Consider the following 18,091-nt stretch of genomic DNA (forward strand, 5'->3'; position numbering starts at 1 on the left):
TTACTCCATCAGAATGCCGGCGGCGACGGCGGCGACGGCGGCGAGGCGTTGGTCGGGATGGTCGCCATAGGTGTCCGCAATGGCGCGATAGACATCGGCAAAGCCGGTCTCGATGGCGCGCGACAGGAAGGCGGCGGCATCCGCCGGCCGCTTTTCGGCGAGCAGCAGCCGGGCATGGTTGAGGCAGGCCCAGCAATCACCGCCCTCGGCTCCGGCCCGGTAGAACTCCGCCGCCTTGGCAAGATCGGGCAGGCCGGCGCGACCTTCCTCGCACAGCAGGCCGAGCATGTTCAGGGATTTGAGGTGCCCGCCTTGCGCGGCATCGAGATAGAGCGCGAAGGCGACGGTATCGTCACGCGCCACCCCTTCGCCGCGACAATGGAGATCGGCGAGATTGAATTTGGCCCAGGCATCGCCCATCTCCGCGGCGCGGCGATAATAGGCAGCCGCCTGCGCCGCATCGGCCGGCACGCCCCAGCCGCGTTCGTGGATGCGGCCGAGCATGTTGAACCCGCGCGCATCACCGCCGCGGGCGGCGGCGGCGAAATGGTCGGTCGCCAGCGCGAAATCACCGCGATCCAGAAACATCTGGCCGAGCGCGAGCTGGGCCTCGGGAAGGCTCGGCCTGTCCTGCGGCATGTCAGAGATCCGCAAAGCGGCGCAGCAGGTTGTGATAATGGTTGACCAGGCCGAGAACGGCGTGATTGTCATCGCCGAGCAGGTTGCGGGTCTCGATGATCGACAGGTCGAGATCATAGAGCATCGCCCGCATGGCATCGTCGCGGACCATGGATTGCGCCCAAAAGAACGATCCCCAGCGGCTGCCGCGCGTCACCGGCTCGACCCGGTGCAGGCTGGAGGAGGGATAGACCACGGCGTGACCGGCCGGAAGCTTGACGCTGTGGCAACCGAAGGTGTCCTCGATAAGAAGGTCGCCGCCGTCATAGTCCTCGGGGTCGTTGAGAAATATCGTGGTCGAGACGTCGGCGCGCATGCGCATGCCGCCGGTGCCCGGCACGCTGCGAATGGCGTTGTCGACATGGGCGCCGAAGGCCATGCCGATCTCATAGCGGTTGAACATCGGCGGCAGCACGCGAAGCGGCAGCGTTGCCGAATTGTAGGTCGGGTTGCGGCCAAGCGCGTTCAGCACCAGTTCGCCCAGCTCCCGCGCCGCTTTGCCGTCCACGGGCAGTTGCAGATTGTTCTTCGATCGCGCCGCCAGGTCGCCGGCCGTCACCCGGCCATCCACCCAGTCGTTGGCGGTCAAGACCGCGCGGCAGCGGGCAAGCTCCTGGGGCGTGAGAAGGTCTGGAATGGTGATCAGCATGGCAGCTCCGTAGAACAGGTCTTCACGGCCGAAGGCACGGGCCCGTTCAAGACCCGTGTCCACTCCCGAAATGGACTGCCCGGCGCACGGCCGGGCGGCATGGGGATCAGAACGTCGTTCCGATGTTGACCATGAAGGTTCGGCCGGAGGAAGGCACGGCGCGGCCGCTCTGTCCCGACTGGTAGTTCTGGTGGTCGGTCAGGTTATAGGCGTTGAGCGAGATACGGAATTTGTCCTGCTCATAGGCCGCCATTGCGTCGAGCGAAAAGCTGCTCGGGATCTTGTAGGTATTGGCATTGTCCACCCAGAAGGCGCTGGCATATTGGAAGCCGCCGCCGACGGTCACCTTGCCCGGAAGCTGCGCGGCAAGCTCTTCAGCGACGGTATAGGTCGTCCAGACGTTGAAATTGTGCGGCGGGACATAGGGTGCGTCCATGCCGATCTGCGCAGCGGTGGCGGATTCGGTGATTTCACCATGCAGATAAGCGTAGTTGGCGAAGATGGACCATGCGTCGGTAACCTTGCCGCTGACGCCGAGTTCGATGCCGCGCACGCGTCGGCCGGTCGGTCCGTCGCCGGAGCCGGCCGGAAGCTGCGTATCCTCGTTGACCGAGTTCTTCTTGTCGACCTGGAAGATCGCACCGGTCAGCCCGATGCGGCCATCCATCAGGTCCGCCTTGGCGCCGATTTCCCAGACATCGCTCTTCTCGGGCGAGATCGGCGCGGTCAGGTTTTCGGGGCCGACCAGGGCGGCGACGTCGGCCGTGTTGGGCTTGCTGGTGCGGGCATAGGAAGCATAGATCGAATATTCCGGCGCGGGCTCCCAGATCAGCGCCAGCGATGGGTTCCAGGCCGTATCGGTGCGGGCGAGGTTGACGCCGGACTGCTCCTGCTCGGTACGGAACCGGTCGAAGCGCAGGCCGCCCTGCACCGAGATCTGGTCGGTGAAATAGACACGGTCGTTGACGAAGACGCCGATATCCGTCGTCTTGAATGTCCGTTCGCCGGGATAGTCATAGGTCGGGGTGAAGTTATAGGTGTAGCGCGGCCGGAACAGCGATTCGATGTTGCGGTTCGCCCAGGTCGGCCAGGCGCCGTTGGTGCGCTTGTCGTTCTGGTAGCTGACGTCGAGGCCGACATTCAGCTTGTGGCGCAGCCCGCCGGTTTCGAAATCCATCTTGGCAGTGCTGACGTTCTGGAAAGCCCAGCCGTCCTGCAGGTAGGTGAGGCCGCCCCCGGCGCCGAGCGTATAGGTGGCGTCCGGATTTCCACCGCCGTTGAGAATCGACAGGAAATTCGCCGCGCAGGCGCCCGAGCAACCGCCCGGCGGCGTGCCGCCGAAATCGCGGTCGTAGAAGGTCAGACGCGTGTCGTTGCTCAGCGTCAGCCAGTCGTTGACTTCCGAATTCAGATAGGAACTCAGCGCATGATTGTTGGTGATGTCGGTATTGGTCGAGCGGGCATAGGAAATCGACGGATCGAAGCCGAATTCGGCCGCCGGCAGGAAGATGCCGTCGGCGCCCTGCACCATCGGCTGGCCGTAATCCGGCGTGCCGTCGCCATGCAGGAAGCTGTAGTTCAGATGCCATTCGGTGCTTGTCCCCAGGCCCATGCCGAGGTCGACCGCGAAGCCCCGGCGGTCGGCCTCGATATTGTCGCGGTCTGCGACGTCCTGGCGATGGTAGAGACCGTTGAAACGGATGGCGGTGGTGTCGTTGACCTGGATGTTGCTGTCGAGCGTCGTGCGCGCCGTAAGGCCGGAGCCGATCGCCTGGTCGATGGAGGTCGAGGTGCCGAGCCGCGCCTTCTTGGCGGACTGGTTGATGAGGCCGCCGGTATTGCCCGCGCCGAAATTGTCGCCCGCCGGACCCTTGAACACCTGCACGTCCTCGACGTTGAAGGTGTCACGCGTATAGACGCCGAAATCCTTCAGGCCATCGATATAGACGTCGGAGCGGGCCTGCATGCCGCGAATGCGGAACTGGCTGCCGTTCTGGCCGCCATTGCCCTCGCCGGTCGCCAGGGTGATGCCCGGCACGTTGCGCAGCACCTGTTCGATGGTGGTGGCGCGCTGCTGCTGGATGATCTCCTTCGGCACGACGTTGACGATCTTCGGTGTTTCCTTGATCGTCGCCGGCAGGCGGGAAATGCCGGTCGAGGCGTCGTTGGTGTTGGGTGTGCCTGCGCCTTTCCCTTCGATCGTGATCTTTTTCAGCACGGTCGCGTCGCTTTGCGCTTCCTCGCGGTCGCCGTTCGCCACCGTCGGCGATTGCGCATGCGCGGCGCTCGTCAAGGCAAGGCCTGCCGTGGCAGCCGCGCCGGACAGCAGCGGCCGAAGAGTAAGATGCGGTTTCTGATTGGACATTGGCCCCTCTCTCGGATCAAACAAAGGCAATCCGCCTGAGGTGAGGTAAGGCGAATTACGTTTTCGATATGAACGTCCCCAACGCGAGATAGCGCATGGCAAAAAGTGGAGTCAATATCTCCGGTTAATAATCTTGATAAAAAGATACATGTTTTATGGCGCGGCGGCCCGGACAAGCGCGATCGGTACGGATTGAAACAGGCTGGCGACGTGAACCGCGCCGGGAAAGAGTTGCAGCGAGACGTCCAGATCTGCGCGTTTCGCAAGGTGGCGGGCGAGTTCCAGCGTTGCCGGGGCCGGTCCGTTCCAGGTCGGCGCCGCCGGGCTGGAGCGGCGCTCCGCTTCGCCGAGCATGATCGCGACCTCGGCGCGGTGCGCCGGTGGTGGCGAGGGGGGCTTGAAACTGAGCAGGTATTCATCGCCCCACCAGATGGACGGGCTGGCGGCGATATAACGATCGAACCGGCCGGGCCGCGACAGGAGCGCATAGAGCGTCAGCAAGCCGCCGAGCGAATGGCCCCAGAGCGAGCGCCGTGTCGCATCGACGCGAAATCCGTTCTCGGCGGTTTTGCGGATCGCATCGCACAGCCGGTCGAGAAAGGCATCCGCGCCGCCGATCCGCCGGCCGGGATGGACGGGATCGTCGATCGGTCCCGCGCCGTTGCGCGGCGGGGTGAAATCGAGGCTGCGGCGCGTGGCGTCGAAGCGGAACGGCGTATCGTAGCCGATGCCGACGATGCAGAGATCCGGGACCGATGCCAGCAGGTCGGGCGTCAGGAGGTCGAAGGCGGCGTTGCCGTCGAGCATGTAGAGGATCGGGTGGCCGGCAGGGCCGGGTGTGCTGCGCGGGCGGGCGATGAACAGGCGGTATTCGGCGCCGTCCGCCGTGGTCGTCGGCATCCGGAACAGCGCATGGCTGTCTGGCGCCGTCTCGAAAATCGCCATCTGTGTGGGAAAACTGCTTTGCCGCGGATATGGGTTTTCCGCCATGCCGGCCTCGTCGTTCGCCTGTCAATAACTTGACGCCTACAGTCAAGTCCAGCATATGTCCACACGACGAAGAGTGGAAACCGCCGTGACGGACATCGAGGTGCAGAGCGAAATTCTGGTTTACCGCAGAAGTTTGCGGCGGCGCTCGCTCGTCGTTGCGGCGCTGTGCATCGCGCTTGTCTGCGCCTTCGCCACCGACCTGGTGACCGGGCCTTCCAGCCTTTCGGCGGCCGATGTGCTGCGCGGGCTGATGTGGCCCGACACCCTGTCGGCGCCGATGCGGGTCGTGGTCTTCGATGTGCGCCTGCCGCAGGCGCTGATGGCGATCTGCGTCGGCGCCTCGCTGGCTCTGGCCGGCGCCGAGATGCAGACGATCCTCGACAATCCGCTCGCCAGCCCGTTCACGCTCGGCGTGTCCTCGGCTGCCTCCTTCGGCGCGGCGCTTGCGATCGTGCTGCATATCGGTCTGCCGGGGGTAAGGACGGAATGGACGGTGGCGCTGAACGCCTTCGTGTTCGCCTTCGCCTCCGTGCTGCTCCTGCAGATGCTGAGCCGGCTGCGCGGCAATGGCGGCGATGCGCTGGTGCTGTTCGGCATCGCCATGGTCTTCACCTTCAATGCGCTGGTGGCGCTCATCCAGTTCGTCGCCTCGCAGGATGCGCTGCAGCAACTGGTCTTCTGGAGCATGGGCAGCCTGTCGCGGGCGACGCCGGCCAATCTTTCGGTGCTTTGCGCCGTGCTCTGCCTCGTTTCGATCCTCTCCTTCCGCGTCGCCTGGAGCATGACGGCTCTGAGCCTTGGGGAGGACCGGGCGCGCAGCTTCGGCATTCATGTCGGGCGGCTGCGCTTCGCCTCGCTGCTGCGCGTCAGCCTGCTGGCGGCCATCTCCGTCGCCTTTGTCGGCACCATCGGTTTCATCGGTCTGGTCGGACCGCATATTGCGCGGCGGCTGGTGGGTGAGGATCACCGCTTCTTCCTGCCGACCAGCATGGCGACGGGGGCGGTCGTGCTGTCCCTGTCCTCGGTGTTGAGCAAGGTCATCGTGCCGGGCGCGATCATGCCGGTCGGCATCGTCACGGCGCTGATCGGCGTTCCCTTCTTCGTCAGCCTGATCTTCGTCCGGCGCGAGCGCATGTGAGGAAGGCCCGATGCTGACCGTCACCGATCTTTCCGCCGGCTACGATCGCCGCCCCGTGCTGCACGGCATCACCCTGCCGCCGCTCGAAAACGGCTGCATGGCGGCGCTGATCGGCCCGAATGCCGCCGGCAAGACCACATTCCTGCGCGCGTTGGCGGGCCTTGCGCCGGCAACAGGCTCGATCCGGCTGATCGACCGGGAATTGCTCGGCACCGATCCGGCCGAGCATGCCCGCCACGTCACCTACATGCCGCAATCCCTGCCGCAGCGCGCCAGCCTCACCGTGTTCGAAGGTGTGCTGGCGGCGCTGATGGCGTCGCCAGGAACGCGGCCGGCACGCATGGAGGCGGAAAAGACGGCGCTGGCGACGCTGCAGCGGCTGCGCATCGCCGATCTTGCCCATCGCCGGCTCGACCAGCTTTCCGGCGGCCAGCGCCAGCTTGCCAGCCTCGCGCAGGCCATCGCCCGCCAGCCGGCGGTGCTGCTGCTCGACGAGCCGACCAGCGCCCTCGACCCCGCCCACCAATTCCGCGTCATGGATACGGTGGCGAAGCTGACGCGCGAGCGCAATATCGTCACCGTGCTGGTGCTGCACGACCTGGCGCTCGCCTGCCGCTGGTGCGACCGCATCGTCGTGCTGTCGAACGGCCGCATTGCCGCCGCCGGCACGCCGGAGCAGGCGATCACGCGGGCGACGCTGGCCGAGGTCTACGGCCTCGACGCCCGCACCAGCCTCGATTCCAATGGCCGCCTGCGCATCGACACGGACGGCCTCGTGGAAGATGGATAGGCTACTTCAGATCCACCCACGACATGCCGTCGAGCGGCACCGCGAGGAATCGTTCGTTGATCTCGCGTCGCGTCGCGTCGAGATCGAGATCGCCGAACAGTTCCGGATGAATCCAGCGGGCCAGCGCCTGCACCGTCAGAATATCCAGCGGCGAGTTGAGAAGCTGGTGCGCCAGGCCATGCACACGGCCGTCCGTTACCGCCTTCAGCCCGGAAATGCCCGGTCGCGCCACCACCCGCGCCAGCGTCTCGCGGATGGTGCTTTCGTCATAGCCGGGACCGATCAGCAGCCCGTTCGTGCCTTCCATCTGCGGCCCGCCGCTGACGATATAGACATCCGGATTGGTCTCGATGACATATTCGAGGTTCAGCGCGCCGACCGGCCCCTTGATGACCGCGTTGCCGATATTCTCGCCGCCGGCAAAGGCGATGTATTTGCCGATATTGCCGTTGCCGGGCGAGGCGCAGCATTCGCTGGTGCGGGCGGCATGGGCCTCGAAGAACACTTTCGGACGGGTCGAGGTCGAGGCGATTTTCGCCTTGACCGCCTCCATGCGCTCACGGCGGAAGGCGATGAAGGCTTCGGCCTGCGCGGAGCGGCCGGTCACGGCGGCGAGCAGGCGCAGGCCGGGTTCGAGATTGTCGAGCGGATCGTTGAAGAAATCGATGACCACGACCGGAATGCCGGCCGCCTCCAGCGTGGCGATCTGCGCATCCGACGGTTTCGACGACAGCGAGAACACCGCCAGATCCGGCTCGGCCGCCAAGACCTGCTCGACCGAGAATTGCTGGGCGGAGCTTGCCACCTGGCCTAGCTTTTCGATCTGCGGGAATTTTTCCACGTAGCGGCGATAGACCGCCGGGCCGATGCGATTGATGTCCTTCGGCCAGGCCGTCAGCAGGCTGACGGGATCGGGATGGATCAGCGACAGGGCGATGAGGTAGCGGCCGTCATCGACCAGCAGCCGATGCGCCGGCTTTTCCAGTTTCACCGTGCGGCCGGTGACGTCGGTAACGGAAATTTCGGCCAGCGCCGCCGTCGCCAAAGACAGGAGCGACACCAGAAGGGCCGTCAGCAGCCGCAGCACGGCAGCGCCTGCGGTCGGAAAATCTCGGGTGGACACAACGGCGCCCTTTCCATTTCTTAAGTTGACATATTAACTCATGTTAGTAGTTATGCCGCGAATAAAGCCAAGCGGAAAAATAGGCAAGAGAGCGGCGATGAACGACAGGGAAAAGAGCGCGAACGGCGGAAACCGGATCGAGTTTCGCTTGGCGAACAAGGCGATGCCGGTCGTTGCCGCCGGTCTTCGCAAGGCCTTGGTGTCCGGCGCCATCGACACGCTCAGCGCGCGCTGCGTCTCCTTCTTTCGCGACCATCGCGACGGCCCGGCCATTCTGGTCGGCGCGCTGCCCTTCGACCGCAGGGCTGCGGACTTTCTCTACCAACCGGCCGAATTCACGCGCGTTTACGGCCTTCCGAAGCTTGGGAATGGCGCCACGACGGCCGGCGTCAAGGGCCGGCTGATCGCCGAGCCCCCCGCCGACGCCTATGCGCGGGCCGTCTCGGCGAGCCTTGCGCTCATGGCCGAAGACGGGATGGCGCTTGCAAAGGTGGTGCTGTCGCGCAGCCTGCGGCTGGAAGCGGCCTCGGTCGATCTCTTCGCACTGATGCGGCGGCTCGGCGCCGACCCTCTGGTGACGACCTTCCTGACGCCGCTTTGCGCCGTCGGCAATCGCTGGCTGGTCGGGGCGACGCCGGAGCTTCTGGTCTCGAAGCGCGGCGAGGAGGTTCTGTCGCACCCGCTCGCCGGCTCGGCCCGCCGCGACGTCGATCCGCAGCGCGACCGCCAGTCGGGCGAGGCGCTGCTCGCCTCCGACAAGGACCGCCGCGAGCACCGGATGGTGGCCGAAACCATCCTCGACGTCTTAGCCCCACTCTGCGCCGAACTCTCGGCCCCGGAGGGCATGACGCTCAGCCAGACGGCCAGCATGTGGCATCTCGGCACCCGCATTCGCGGGCGCTTAAGGGATCGCGACACGCCGGTCGCCGAGCTGCTCGCCCGCCTGCATCCGACGCCGGCCGTCTGCGGCCTGCCGCGCGAGCGCGCGGCGCAAGTGATCGCCGCGCTCGAAGGCTACGACCGCGGCTTTTATGCCGGCGCGGTCGGCTGGATGGACGCCGGCGGCGACGGCGACTGGTATGTGTCGCTGCGCTGCGCCGAGGTGGCGGGCCGGACCATGCGCCTTTTCGCCGGCGCGGGCATCGTTCCGGGCTCCGATCCGGCGGCCGAGACCGACGAGACCTCGGCGAAATTCCAGGCGATTCTCGCCGCGCTCGGCATGGACGAGAACGGCCGCGCCCTTTCGGAGGATGCAGCATGAAGCCGGTGCAGATCTGGCCCGAGGAGTTTGCCGAGCGCTATCGCCAGGCCGGCTATTGGCGCGGCGAAACCTTCTCCGCCATGCTGCGCCAGCGGGCGCAGGCGCACCCCGAGCGGCTGGCGGTGATCGGCGGCGCCGAGCGCTGGACTTATGGCGAGCTTCTGGCCCGCGCCGAGCGCGCCGCCGCCGGCTATGTCGCGCTCGGCCTGCAACCCGGCGAGCGGGTGCTGGTGCAACTGCCCAACATTCCCGATTTCCTCGCCGCCGTCATCGGCCTGTTCCTGGCGCGGCTGATCCCGGTCTATGTGCTGCCGGCGCATCGCCGCACGGAGCTGGTGCATTTCGCCGGGAAATCGCAAGCCGCCGCCTATCTCTTCTTCGGCGGCGAAGGCTTCGACTATGCCGGCCTCGCCGACGAGGTGCGCGCCGTCTCGCCCGCCCTGCGCCACGGCATCTCGGTCGGCGGCGCGAAGCCGGGCCATGTGGATTTCTCCGCCTTCACCGCCGGCATGGCAACGCTGCCCGGCGACGACGCCGCACCCTCCGACGTCGCCTTCCTGCAGATTTCCGGCGGCAGCACCGGCCTGTCGAAGCTCATCCCGCGCACCCATGACGATTACATCTACAGCTTCCGGGCGAGCGCCGAGATCTGCGGCCTGGACGAAGACAGCGTCTATCTCGTCGCCCTCCCGGCGGCGCATAATTTCCCGATGAGCTCGCCCGGCTATTTCGGGGCGCTCTATGCCGGCGGGCGGGTGGTGTTCAGCCCGGCCCCCGATCCGGAAACCGCCTTTGCGCTGATCGAGCGCGAAAAGGTGACGATCACCGGCCTCGTGCCGCCGCTGGCGCTTCTCTGGCTGCAGGCGGCGCCGACGACGAAATACGACCTGTCCAGCCTGAAAATCCTGCAGGTCGGCGGCGCCAAGCTGATGTCGGAGGTGGCGCGGCGCGTGACCCCGACGCTCGGCTGCGCCCTGCAGCAGGTCTTCGGCATGGCCGAGGGGCTGGTCAACTATACCCGCCTCGACGATCCCGATGCGCTGGTGGTGGAGACGCAAGGGAAACCGATCAGCCCCGACGACGAGGTGCTGATCGTCGACGACGACGGCCATCCCGTCGCCGAGGGCGAGATCGGCAACCTTCTGACACGCGGTCCCTATACCATCCGGGCCTATCACAACGACGAGGCGGCCAATCGCCGCTCCTTCACGCCGGACGGCTTTTATCGCACCGGCGACATGGTGCGCCGCACGCCGGAGGGCTATCTCTCGGTGCAGGGCCGGGCGACCGACCATATCAACCGCGCCGGCGAAAAGATCTCCGCCGAGGAGATCGAGGATCACCTGCTCGGCCATCCCGGCGTCTTCGACGCCGCCGTGGTCTCGATCCCCGATCCCTATCTCGGCGAGCGAAGCTGCGCCTTCGTCATCGCCAACGGCGAGCCGCCGAAGGGCGCGGCGCTGAAGGCCTATATGCGCGCGCGCAACCTCGCCGAATTCAAGGTGCCGGACCAGATCGTCTTCGTCAGCGAATTCGGCACCACCGCCGTCGGCAAGGTCAGCCGCAAGGAATTGCGCGCCCGGTTGCGCGCCGAATTCCTCGAAAAAGAACAGGGACGATAAGATGGGCCTGCCCACCATTGCCGCCTATCCGCTGCCGGGCGCGGAAGACCTGCCGGCCTCGCGCGCGCCGTGGAAACCGCAAAGGGATCGCCTTGCGCTTCTGGTGCACGACATGCAGCGCTATTTCGTCGCCCCCTTCGAACGGGAGGCTACGCCGATCGCGCCGGCGACCGCCAATATCGCAAGGCTTGCCGCCCGCTGCCGGGCGCTCGGCATCCCCGTCTTCTACACCGCCCAGAACGGCGACCAGGACCGCCGCGACCGCGGCCTTCAGGCCGATCTCTGGGGGCCCGGCATGACGGGCGCACCGGAGCATCAGGACATCGTTGCCGAGCTTGCGCCGGAGCCTGCCGATTTCGTGCTGGTCAAGCACCGCTACAGCGCCTTCCAGCGCTCCAATCTGGAGCATCTGATGCGGGTGCGCGGCCGCGACCAGCTGATCGTCACCGGCATCTATGCCCATATCGGCTGCATGATGACCGCCGGCGAAGCCTTCCAGCGCGATATCGAGCCGTTTTTCATCGCCGATGCGCTCGCCGATTTTTCGAGGGACCAGCACGATCTGGCGATCAACTGGGTCGCCGGTCGCTGCGGCGTCGTCCTGAGCACGGATGCGCTGCTCGAAGCAATTGCAGGAGAATAAGCCCATGACCATCACGCTGGAACGGATGCGCGCCGACATCGCCCGCATGATCCACGAGGAACCGGAGGCCGTCGGCCTCGACGACAACCTGATGGATCTCGGCCTCGATTCCATGCGGCTGATGAACCTCATCCTCCTGTGGCAGGAGGCCGGCGTCGATCTCGATTTCGGCGATCTCGCCGAGCAGTTCACGCTCGCCGCCTGGTGGAAGGCCATCGAGGCCCGGCAGGGCGAGGGCTGACGCGGTGACCGCCGCCAAGCCGGCCCGCGCCGCATCGCCCGCCGGACAGGCCCATCCGCTGACCGAGGCCCAGTCCGGCCTGTGGTACATGCAGCGCATCGACCCGGCCAACCCGATCCTCAATACCGGGCAGTATATCGCCATTTCCGGCCCGCTCGACGTCGCGGCCTTCCTCGCCGCCGTCGAGACGACCATAAGGGAGGCCGACTGCCTGCGGCTGACCTTCCTCGACACCCCGGACGGCCCGCGCCAGACGGTGACGCCGGCGGCGCAGCCGATATCCGACTATCTCGACCTCGGCGACGCGGAAGACCCGCGCGCGCAAGCCTTGGCCGACATGGCCCGCGACACCGCCCGGCCGGTCGATCTGGAGCGCGGGCCGGTGGCGCTGCTCCGGCTCTACAAGGTCGGGCCTCGGGATTTCCTCTGGTACGAGCGCATCCATCATCTGGCCATCGACGGCTACGGCATGGTGCTGCTCACCAACCGCGTCGCCGAGCTTTACAACGAGCGCGTCGCCGGCGAGGCGGCGAGGCCGCCGCTGGCGCCGCTCGCCCGCGCCTTCGAGGAGGATGCCGCCTACCGGTCCTCGGCGCAGCGCGACAAGGACCGCGCCTTCTGGCACGAGACGCTTTCCGCCAGGGCCGAGCCCGCCGGCCTCAAGCCCGGCCGTGCGGTCACGGCCTATGATTTCCATCGCGAGACCGGCCTGCTGCCGCCGGAACTGACGGCGCGGCTGAACGCCTTCGCCACCCGCCACAACCTCACCTGGCCGGACGTGTTGACCGGCATCACTGCGGCCTATTGCCAACGCTTTGCCGGCACGCAGGACATCACCGTCGGCGTGCCCTTCATGGGCCGGCTCGGCAGCGTCACGGCGCGCGTGCCCTGCATGGTCATGAACGTGCTGCCGCTGCGCCTGCGCATCGACGAGGACGCGCCGCTGGCCGAGACGCTGGCGGGCCTTTCCCGCGACATGCTGCGCGCGCGGCGCCACGGGCGCTATCGCAGCGAGCAGCTTCGCCGCGAACGCGGGCTGATCGGCGGCCAGCGGCGGCTTTACGGGCCGATGATCAACGTCCAGCCCTTCGACAATCCGCCGCGCTTTGCCGGGCTCGACGCCAGCCTGCACATCCTCGGGGCCGGTGCGGTCGACGACATCACCTTCACCTTCCGGGGAGATGCCCGCAGCGGCCTGCCCTTCGAGGTCGACGCCAATCCGACCCTGTATTCGAAGGCCGAAACCCGGGGCCATGCCGACCGGCTGGCCGCCTTCCTCGACGCGGTGCTGACGGGCGAAAGCCTTGCCGCCGCCCCGCTTGCCACGCCGGACGAGGCCCGGCATTTCACCCAGACGGTGAACGCCACCGACCATCCCGTGCCTCAGACGACGCTGACCGCGTTGATCGAGGCCGCCTTCGGCCGCCATGCCGGGGCCTGCGCCCTGCGCTTCGGGGGCGACAGCGTCTCCTATGCCGAGTTGGATGCGAAAAGCGCGGCCCTTGCCGCCCATCTTACCCGTCTCGGCGCCGGCCCGGACAGGCTGGTCGCCATCGCCCTGCCGCGCTCGGTCGCGCTTCTTGTGGCGCTGGTCGGCGTGCTGCGCGCCGGCGGCGCCTACCTGCCGCTCGACACCGCCCACCCGCGCGAACGCCTGTCGCGCATCCTCGCCTCGGCCCGGCCCGTCTGCGTGCTGACCGACGCCGAAACCGACCCCCTGTTTACCGGCCTCGCCGAAACCCTGCCCGTCCGCGACTGGCCTGATACGACGCAAGCCCAAACCCCGGCGAACATCCCCGCATCCGGCCCTTCGGGCCACCGTCTCCCCGCCGGGGAGAAGGGAATGGAGCCAACCACAACCCTGTCGACCGCCGCCCGGTCCGACGACACGCAAGACGCCGCCCCCCGGCCTCCTTCTCCCCCCGGGGAAGAAGGTTGCGGCGGCGGGATAAGGGGGATGCCGCAGGCCCTGTCGCCGGCGCATCTGGCCTATGTCATCTACACCTCCGGCTCGACCGGCGAGCCCAAGGGGGTCGCCATCGAGCACCGGTCGATCGTCAATCGGCTGGAGTGGATGCGCCGGCATTACGGCATCGAGGCCGGCGACCGTATTCTCCAGAAGACGCCGGCGACCTTCGACGTTTCGGTGTGGGAATTCTTCCTGCCGCTGATTTCCGGCGCGACGCTGGTGATCGCCCCGCCCGGCGCCCATCGCGATCCCGACGCCATCGCGGCGCTGATCCGCGACGAGCGGGTGACGGCGCTGCATTTCGTGCCCTCGATGCTCTCGGCCTTCCTCGCCGCGCCCTCCAGCGCCGGGCTGAGCGTTGCCCGCGTCTTCTGCAGCGGCGAGGAGCTGGGCGCGGACCTGCGCGACCACTTCCATGCCCGCATCGACGGCGAATTGCACAATCTCTACGGCCCGACCGAGGCCGCCGTCGATGTCAGCTACTGGCCGGCGAGCCGCGAGGACCGCTCCGCCCCGGTGCCGATCGGCTTTCCGGTGTGGAATACCCGGCTTTACGTGCTCGACGCCGCCATGCGCCCGGTGCCGGCCGGCGTCGTCGGCGATCTCTATCTCGGCGGCGTGCAGCTGGCGCGCTGCTACCTGAACCGCGACGACCTGACGCGCGAGCGCTTCCTGCCCGATCCCTTCCGCCCCGGCGAACGCCTCTACCGCACCGGCGACGTCGCCCGCTGGCGGGCCGACGGCGCGGTGGAATTCCTGGGCCGTTCCGACCATCAGGTGAAGATCCGCGGCCTGCGCATCGAGCTCGGCGAGATCGAGGCCGCCATCCTCGCCTCCGGCCTGGTGCGCGAGGGCGTGGTAATCGCCCGCGAGGATCGCCCCGGCGACCGGCGGCTCGTCGCCTATGCGGTGCCGAACCCGACTTACACCGAAGAGACCCTGCGCCGCGCCGTCGCCGCGCTGGTGCCGGACTACATGGTGCCCGCCCATATCGTGACGCTCGACGCGCTGCCGGTGACCGCCAACGGCAAGCTCGACCGCGCCGCCCTGCCGGCCCCGGCCGAGACGGCCCGCCCGGTCGCCGCCGCACTGGCCACCGACACCGAGCGCCGGCTGGCGACGATCTTTCGCGAGGTTCTCGGCGTCGAGGGCGAGATCGGCGCCGACAGCGATTTCTTCCTCTGCGGCGGCGATTCGCTGCTGGCCGTGCATCTCGCCCTGCATGTGCGCGAGACCTTCGGGCGCGAACTGGGCCTCGGCGCGGTGTTCGAGCATCCGACGCTCGGCGGCCTCGCCGCGCTGATCGATGCCGGCGCGGATGCCGCCGATGGCGGGCTCGGCCCGGTCATCCGCCTCGCGACATCGTCAAGCGCGCGGCCGCCGCTGTTCCTCATCCACCCGGCCGGCGGCATCGCCTGGGGGTATCAGCATCTGGCGCGGGCGCTGAGCCCGGCGCGCACCGTCTACGGGCTGCAATCGCCCGCCCTCGATCCTGCCCAGCCGCTGCCGGAAAGCCTCGACAGCATGGCGCGGCTTTATGCGGAGCGGATCGAGGCGCTGTATCCGGCGGGCATCGTGCATCTGGCCGGCTGGTCGGTGGGCGGCATTCTGGCGCAGGCGCTGGCCGTGGCGCTGAAGGCGCGCGGCCGGCGGGTCGGGCTTGCCGCCCTGCTCGACGCCTATCCTTGCGAATGCTGGCGGGCCGAGCCGGAGCCGGACGCGACGGCGGCGCTGAAGGCGCTGCTGACCATCGGCGGCCACGATCCGGCCGCCTATCCCGATCTCGTCACCCGCCCGGCCATCGTCGATTTCCTCAGGCGCCATGACGGACCGCTCGGCCTGCTGCCGGAGGCGGCGCTGGACGGCGTCGTGCGCGCCGTGCTCGATACCAACCGGCTGGTGCGCCAGCATGACCATGCCCGCTACGACGGCACGCTGACCCACATCCGCGCCGGGCTCGACCACAAGGACCGGCCGCTGCATCCCGGCCTCTGGGCCGATCACGCGGCGGCGCTGGATTGCGCCGAGGTTCCCTTCCTGCATGCGCAGATGGCCTCGCAGACCGCCGCCGGCGTCGTCGCGCCGCTGCTGGCCGAGCGCATGGCCCGTTTCGAACTGAAAGGATGATCCCATGCAACTGAGTGGTTTTGCCGGCAGGACGGCGCTGGTGACGGGGGCGGCCGGCGGCATCGGCGGCGTGCTGGTCGACTTGCTGCTGGCGGCGGGAACCCGTGTCGTCGCCGCCGATCTCGACGCCGACGCCATCGTGCCCGCGCCGGAGACGGCGCTGCGCCGCGAAAGCCTCGACGTCACCGACAGCGCCGCCGTCGACCGGCTGGTGGCGCGGGTAGAGGCCGAATGGGGGCCGATCGATTTCGGCGTCAACGTCGCCGGCGCGCTGTCGAACACGCTGGTTACCGAGACCGACGATGCCGCCTGGCGCAACGTCTTCGCCGTCAATGCCGACGGCGTCTTCCATGTCTCGCGGGCGCTGGCGCGCGTCATGGGTCCGCGCCGGCGCGGCGTCATCGTCACCGTCAGCTCCAATGCCGCCGGCGTGCCGCGCCACGCCATGGCCGCCTATGCCGCCTCCAAGGCGGCGGCGACCATGTTCACCCGCTGCCTCGGCCTCGAGCTTGCGCCGCTCGGCATCCGCTGCAACATCATCGCCCCCGGCTCGACGCTGACGCCGATGCAGACCGGCATGTGGGCCGACGAGAATGGCGCCGAGCGGGTCATCGCCGGCGTGCCCGAGGTCTACAAGGCCGGCATTCCGCTGAAGAAGCTGGCGACGCCCCGCGACATCGCCAATGCCGTCGTCTTCCTACTGTCCGACGAGGCCGGGCATATCACCATGTCCGATCTCTATGTCGACGGTGGCGCGACCCTGCGGGCCTGAGGAAAGCCCGAAACCGCGACGATTTTAACTTGAGAAAATAAATCATCTTTTATAACCTCCCCCTATCAGAAACCGGGAAACGATCATGACTCATTTCTTCACGTCCAAACGGCTGATGCCGAGCGTTCTGCTGGCCGGCCTGCTGGTTGCCGGCAGCGCTCTTGCCGCAGCGGTTTTCGATGCGCCGGATACGGCTTACAAGGGGCAGGTTCGCCTGTCCTCGGCCAAGCGCGGCGCGCCGCTGACGGCCGGTGGCGAAGTCAGTGTTTCCGGGCGCGGCTTCAAGCCGGGCCAGAAGGTGACGCTGCTGCGCGGCACGAGCGTGCTCAATCCCGACGGCGCCTTCGTCGCCGATGCGGAAGGCAAGATCCAGGGCACGTTCACTCTGCCGGCCGATGCCGCCATCGGCACCCATCCGATCGTCGTGACCACCGACGCGCCCTACAATGCGGAAGTCGTCGACCTCAAGATTTCTCCGGTCATACCGCTTTCGGGTGCCGACAAATTCAAGATCGCCGAGGCGAAGCTGCCGCCGGGCGTCTACCAGTCGGCCTATGGCGCCAGGAGCAATGCCGTCTTCGTGACGACGACGGCAGGTCGCCCGCCGGAGATGAAATCGCAATTGCTCAAGCTCGATCCGGAGAACCTGAGGACGATCGCCGCGATCACGCCTGCGCTTGCCCCGCCGCAGGCGGGCGGTGACGAGGAAGAAGGCGGCCAAGCCGCCAAGGAGGGTATGGTCTTTGCCGTCTACGGCATCGCCGCCGATGACGCCAGCGGCACGGTCTGGGTCACCAATACCCGCCAGAACACGGTCGCCGTCTACAAGCAGGACGATCTCTCGCTGGTCAAGCAGTTCGAGCCGCAGCTCGTCGATCACGTTCGCGACGTCGCCGTCGACGAGAAGAACGGCAAGGCCTATGCCTCGCCTTTCTCCGCGCCCGAACTGGTCGTCTTCGACGCCAGGGCGATGACGCTCGCCAAGCGCATTCCGCTGAAGACTGCGGTGCGCGGCAAGGTGTTTTCGCCGATCGGCCTGCGCATGGATGCAAAGACCGGCAAGCTCTTCGTCGTCAGCATGACGACGCCAGAGGTGGCGGTGATCGATACGGCCAGCGATACGGTCGAGAAGATCATTCCGGTGCCGGACGCGCGCAGCCTGATGGCGGTCGCTTACGACGGCGAGCGCGATCATCTCTACCTGGTCGGGCAGGGCAGCGACGACCTGATGATCCTCGATGGCAAAACGGGAAAACTGCTGCATGATGTCAGCATCGGCGGCGGCCCGCTCAGCGTCGCCTATGATCCGGTGTCGAAACTCGCCTATGTCAGCAGCCGCGATGCCGGCACGGTGACGGCCGTGGATGCGGAAGGCAAGATCGTCGGCAATCTCGACCAGTCGCCTTTCCCCAATCATGTGTTTGCCGATGGCAAGGGCGGGGTCTATTCGCTCAACAAGTCCATGAAGCCGCACGACCCCAAGGGCGATCGGATCACCCACATCCAGTTCGCCCGCTAACGGCCGATTGGAACGAGAGTGCCCCGTGTTGCGACGAGCGCGGGACGGGGCATCGCGATTGGAGCATTTCCAAGTTGAGGCGGGATCGCTTCGGCGTCGGGCAATGCTATGAAAATAAGCGATGGAGCATGTTCGGCGAACCCATTCCTCGCCGGCCATGTTCCGGCAACAGGCTTGCGCTCGCGCAGGAATTCGCAAGAGACG

General features: G+C 67.2%; 14 protein-coding genes. 9 read left to right on the forward strand and 5 right to left on the reverse strand.

Going from position 1 to position 18,091, the window contains the following annotated elements; all coding sequences use genetic code 11:
* From P7F60_RS16765 to P7F60_RS16780, 4 genes are all read right to left on the reverse strand, one after another.
* Positions 1 to 639 carry a tetratricopeptide repeat protein gene (locus P7F60_RS16765; RefSeq protein WP_277918890.1) on the reverse strand — a complete coding sequence of 213 codons (639 nt, stop codon included), beginning with the start codon at positions 637 to 639 and terminating at the stop codon, positions 1 to 3.
* Position 640: 1 nt separating this feature from the next.
* Positions 641 to 1,327 carry a Fe2+-dependent dioxygenase gene (locus P7F60_RS16770; RefSeq protein ID WP_277918891.1) on the reverse strand — a complete coding sequence of 229 codons (687 nt, stop codon included), beginning with the start codon at positions 1,325 to 1,327 and terminating at the stop codon, positions 641 to 643.
* A gap of 106 nt (positions 1,328 to 1,433) precedes the next feature.
* The gene (locus P7F60_RS16775; protein WP_277918892.1) at positions 1,434 to 3,692 is read right to left on the reverse strand and encodes a TonB-dependent siderophore receptor; all 2,259 of its coding nucleotides are present in this window, start codon (positions 3,690 to 3,692) and stop codon (positions 1,434 to 1,436) included.
* 153 nt (positions 3,693 to 3,845) lie between these two features.
* A complete protein-coding gene (locus tag P7F60_RS16780; protein ID WP_277918893.1) occupies positions 3,846 to 4,682 on the reverse strand; it encodes an alpha/beta hydrolase-fold protein in 837 nt (278 codons plus the stop codon).
* A gap of 85 nt (positions 4,683 to 4,767) precedes the next feature.
* On the opposite strand from P7F60_RS16780, the gene P7F60_RS16785 reads away from it, so the two are divergent.
* Positions 4,768 to 5,820 (forward strand): iron ABC transporter permease, encoded by a 1,053-nt coding sequence (locus tag P7F60_RS16785; RefSeq protein WP_277918894.1) that lies wholly within the window; start codon positions 4,768 to 4,770, stop codon positions 5,818 to 5,820.
* Between the two features lie 10 nt (positions 5,821 to 5,830).
* Positions 5,831 to 6,610, forward strand: coding sequence for an ABC transporter ATP-binding protein (locus P7F60_RS16790; RefSeq protein WP_277918895.1), 780 nt, complete (start codon positions 5,831 to 5,833; stop codon positions 6,608 to 6,610).
* A gap of 1 nt (position 6,611) precedes the next feature.
* On the opposite strand, the gene P7F60_RS16795 is transcribed toward P7F60_RS16790, so the two are convergent.
* On the reverse strand, positions 6,612 to 7,733 hold the full coding sequence (locus tag P7F60_RS16795; RefSeq protein ID WP_277918896.1) for an ABC transporter substrate-binding protein: 1,122 nt from the start codon (positions 7,731 to 7,733) through the stop codon (positions 6,612 to 6,614).
* A gap of 97 nt (positions 7,734 to 7,830) precedes the next feature.
* On the opposite strand from P7F60_RS16795, the gene P7F60_RS16800 reads away from it, so the two are divergent.
* From P7F60_RS16800 to P7F60_RS16830, 7 genes are all read left to right on the forward strand, one after another.
* Complete coding sequence (locus P7F60_RS16800; protein ID WP_277918897.1) at positions 7,831 to 8,994, forward strand: isochorismate synthase; 1,164 nt, start codon at positions 7,831 to 7,833, stop codon at positions 8,992 to 8,994.
* Positions 8,991 to 10,616, forward strand: coding sequence for an AMP-binding protein (locus tag P7F60_RS16805; RefSeq protein WP_277918898.1), 1,626 nt, complete (start codon positions 8,991 to 8,993; stop codon positions 10,614 to 10,616). Before P7F60_RS16800 ends, P7F60_RS16805 begins: the two co-directional genes overlap by 4 nt.
* A 1-nt stretch (position 10,617) precedes the next feature.
* Positions 10,618 to 11,259: an isochorismatase family protein gene (locus P7F60_RS16810; protein WP_277918899.1), complete on the forward strand. Its 642-nt coding sequence runs from the start codon at positions 10,618 to 10,620 to the stop codon at positions 11,257 to 11,259.
* A gap of 4 nt (positions 11,260 to 11,263) precedes the next feature.
* Positions 11,264 to 11,500: a phosphopantetheine-binding protein gene (locus P7F60_RS16815; RefSeq protein ID WP_277918900.1), complete on the forward strand. Its 237-nt coding sequence runs from the start codon at positions 11,264 to 11,266 to the stop codon at positions 11,498 to 11,500.
* Positions 11,501 to 11,504: 4 nt separating this feature from the next.
* A complete protein-coding gene (locus tag P7F60_RS16820) occupies positions 11,505 to 15,596 on the forward strand; it encodes an amino acid adenylation domain-containing protein (RefSeq protein ID WP_277918901.1) in 4,092 nt (1,363 codons plus the stop codon).
* Positions 15,597 to 15,600: 4 nt separating this feature from the next.
* Positions 15,601 to 16,368, forward strand: coding sequence for a 2,3-dihydro-2,3-dihydroxybenzoate dehydrogenase (locus P7F60_RS16825; RefSeq protein ID WP_277918902.1), 768 nt, complete (start codon positions 15,601 to 15,603; stop codon positions 16,366 to 16,368).
* Between the two features lie 85 nt (positions 16,369 to 16,453).
* Positions 16,454 to 17,887: a YncE family protein gene (locus P7F60_RS16830; RefSeq protein WP_277918903.1), complete on the forward strand. Its 1,434-nt coding sequence runs from the start codon at positions 16,454 to 16,456 to the stop codon at positions 17,885 to 17,887.
* The last annotated feature ends 204 nt before the right edge of the window (positions 17,888 to 18,091 follow it).

The organism is Rhizobium sp. YJ-22 (genome assembly GCF_029601685.1).
Classification (GTDB): Bacteria; Pseudomonadota; Alphaproteobacteria; order Rhizobiales; family Rhizobiaceae; genus Metarhizobium.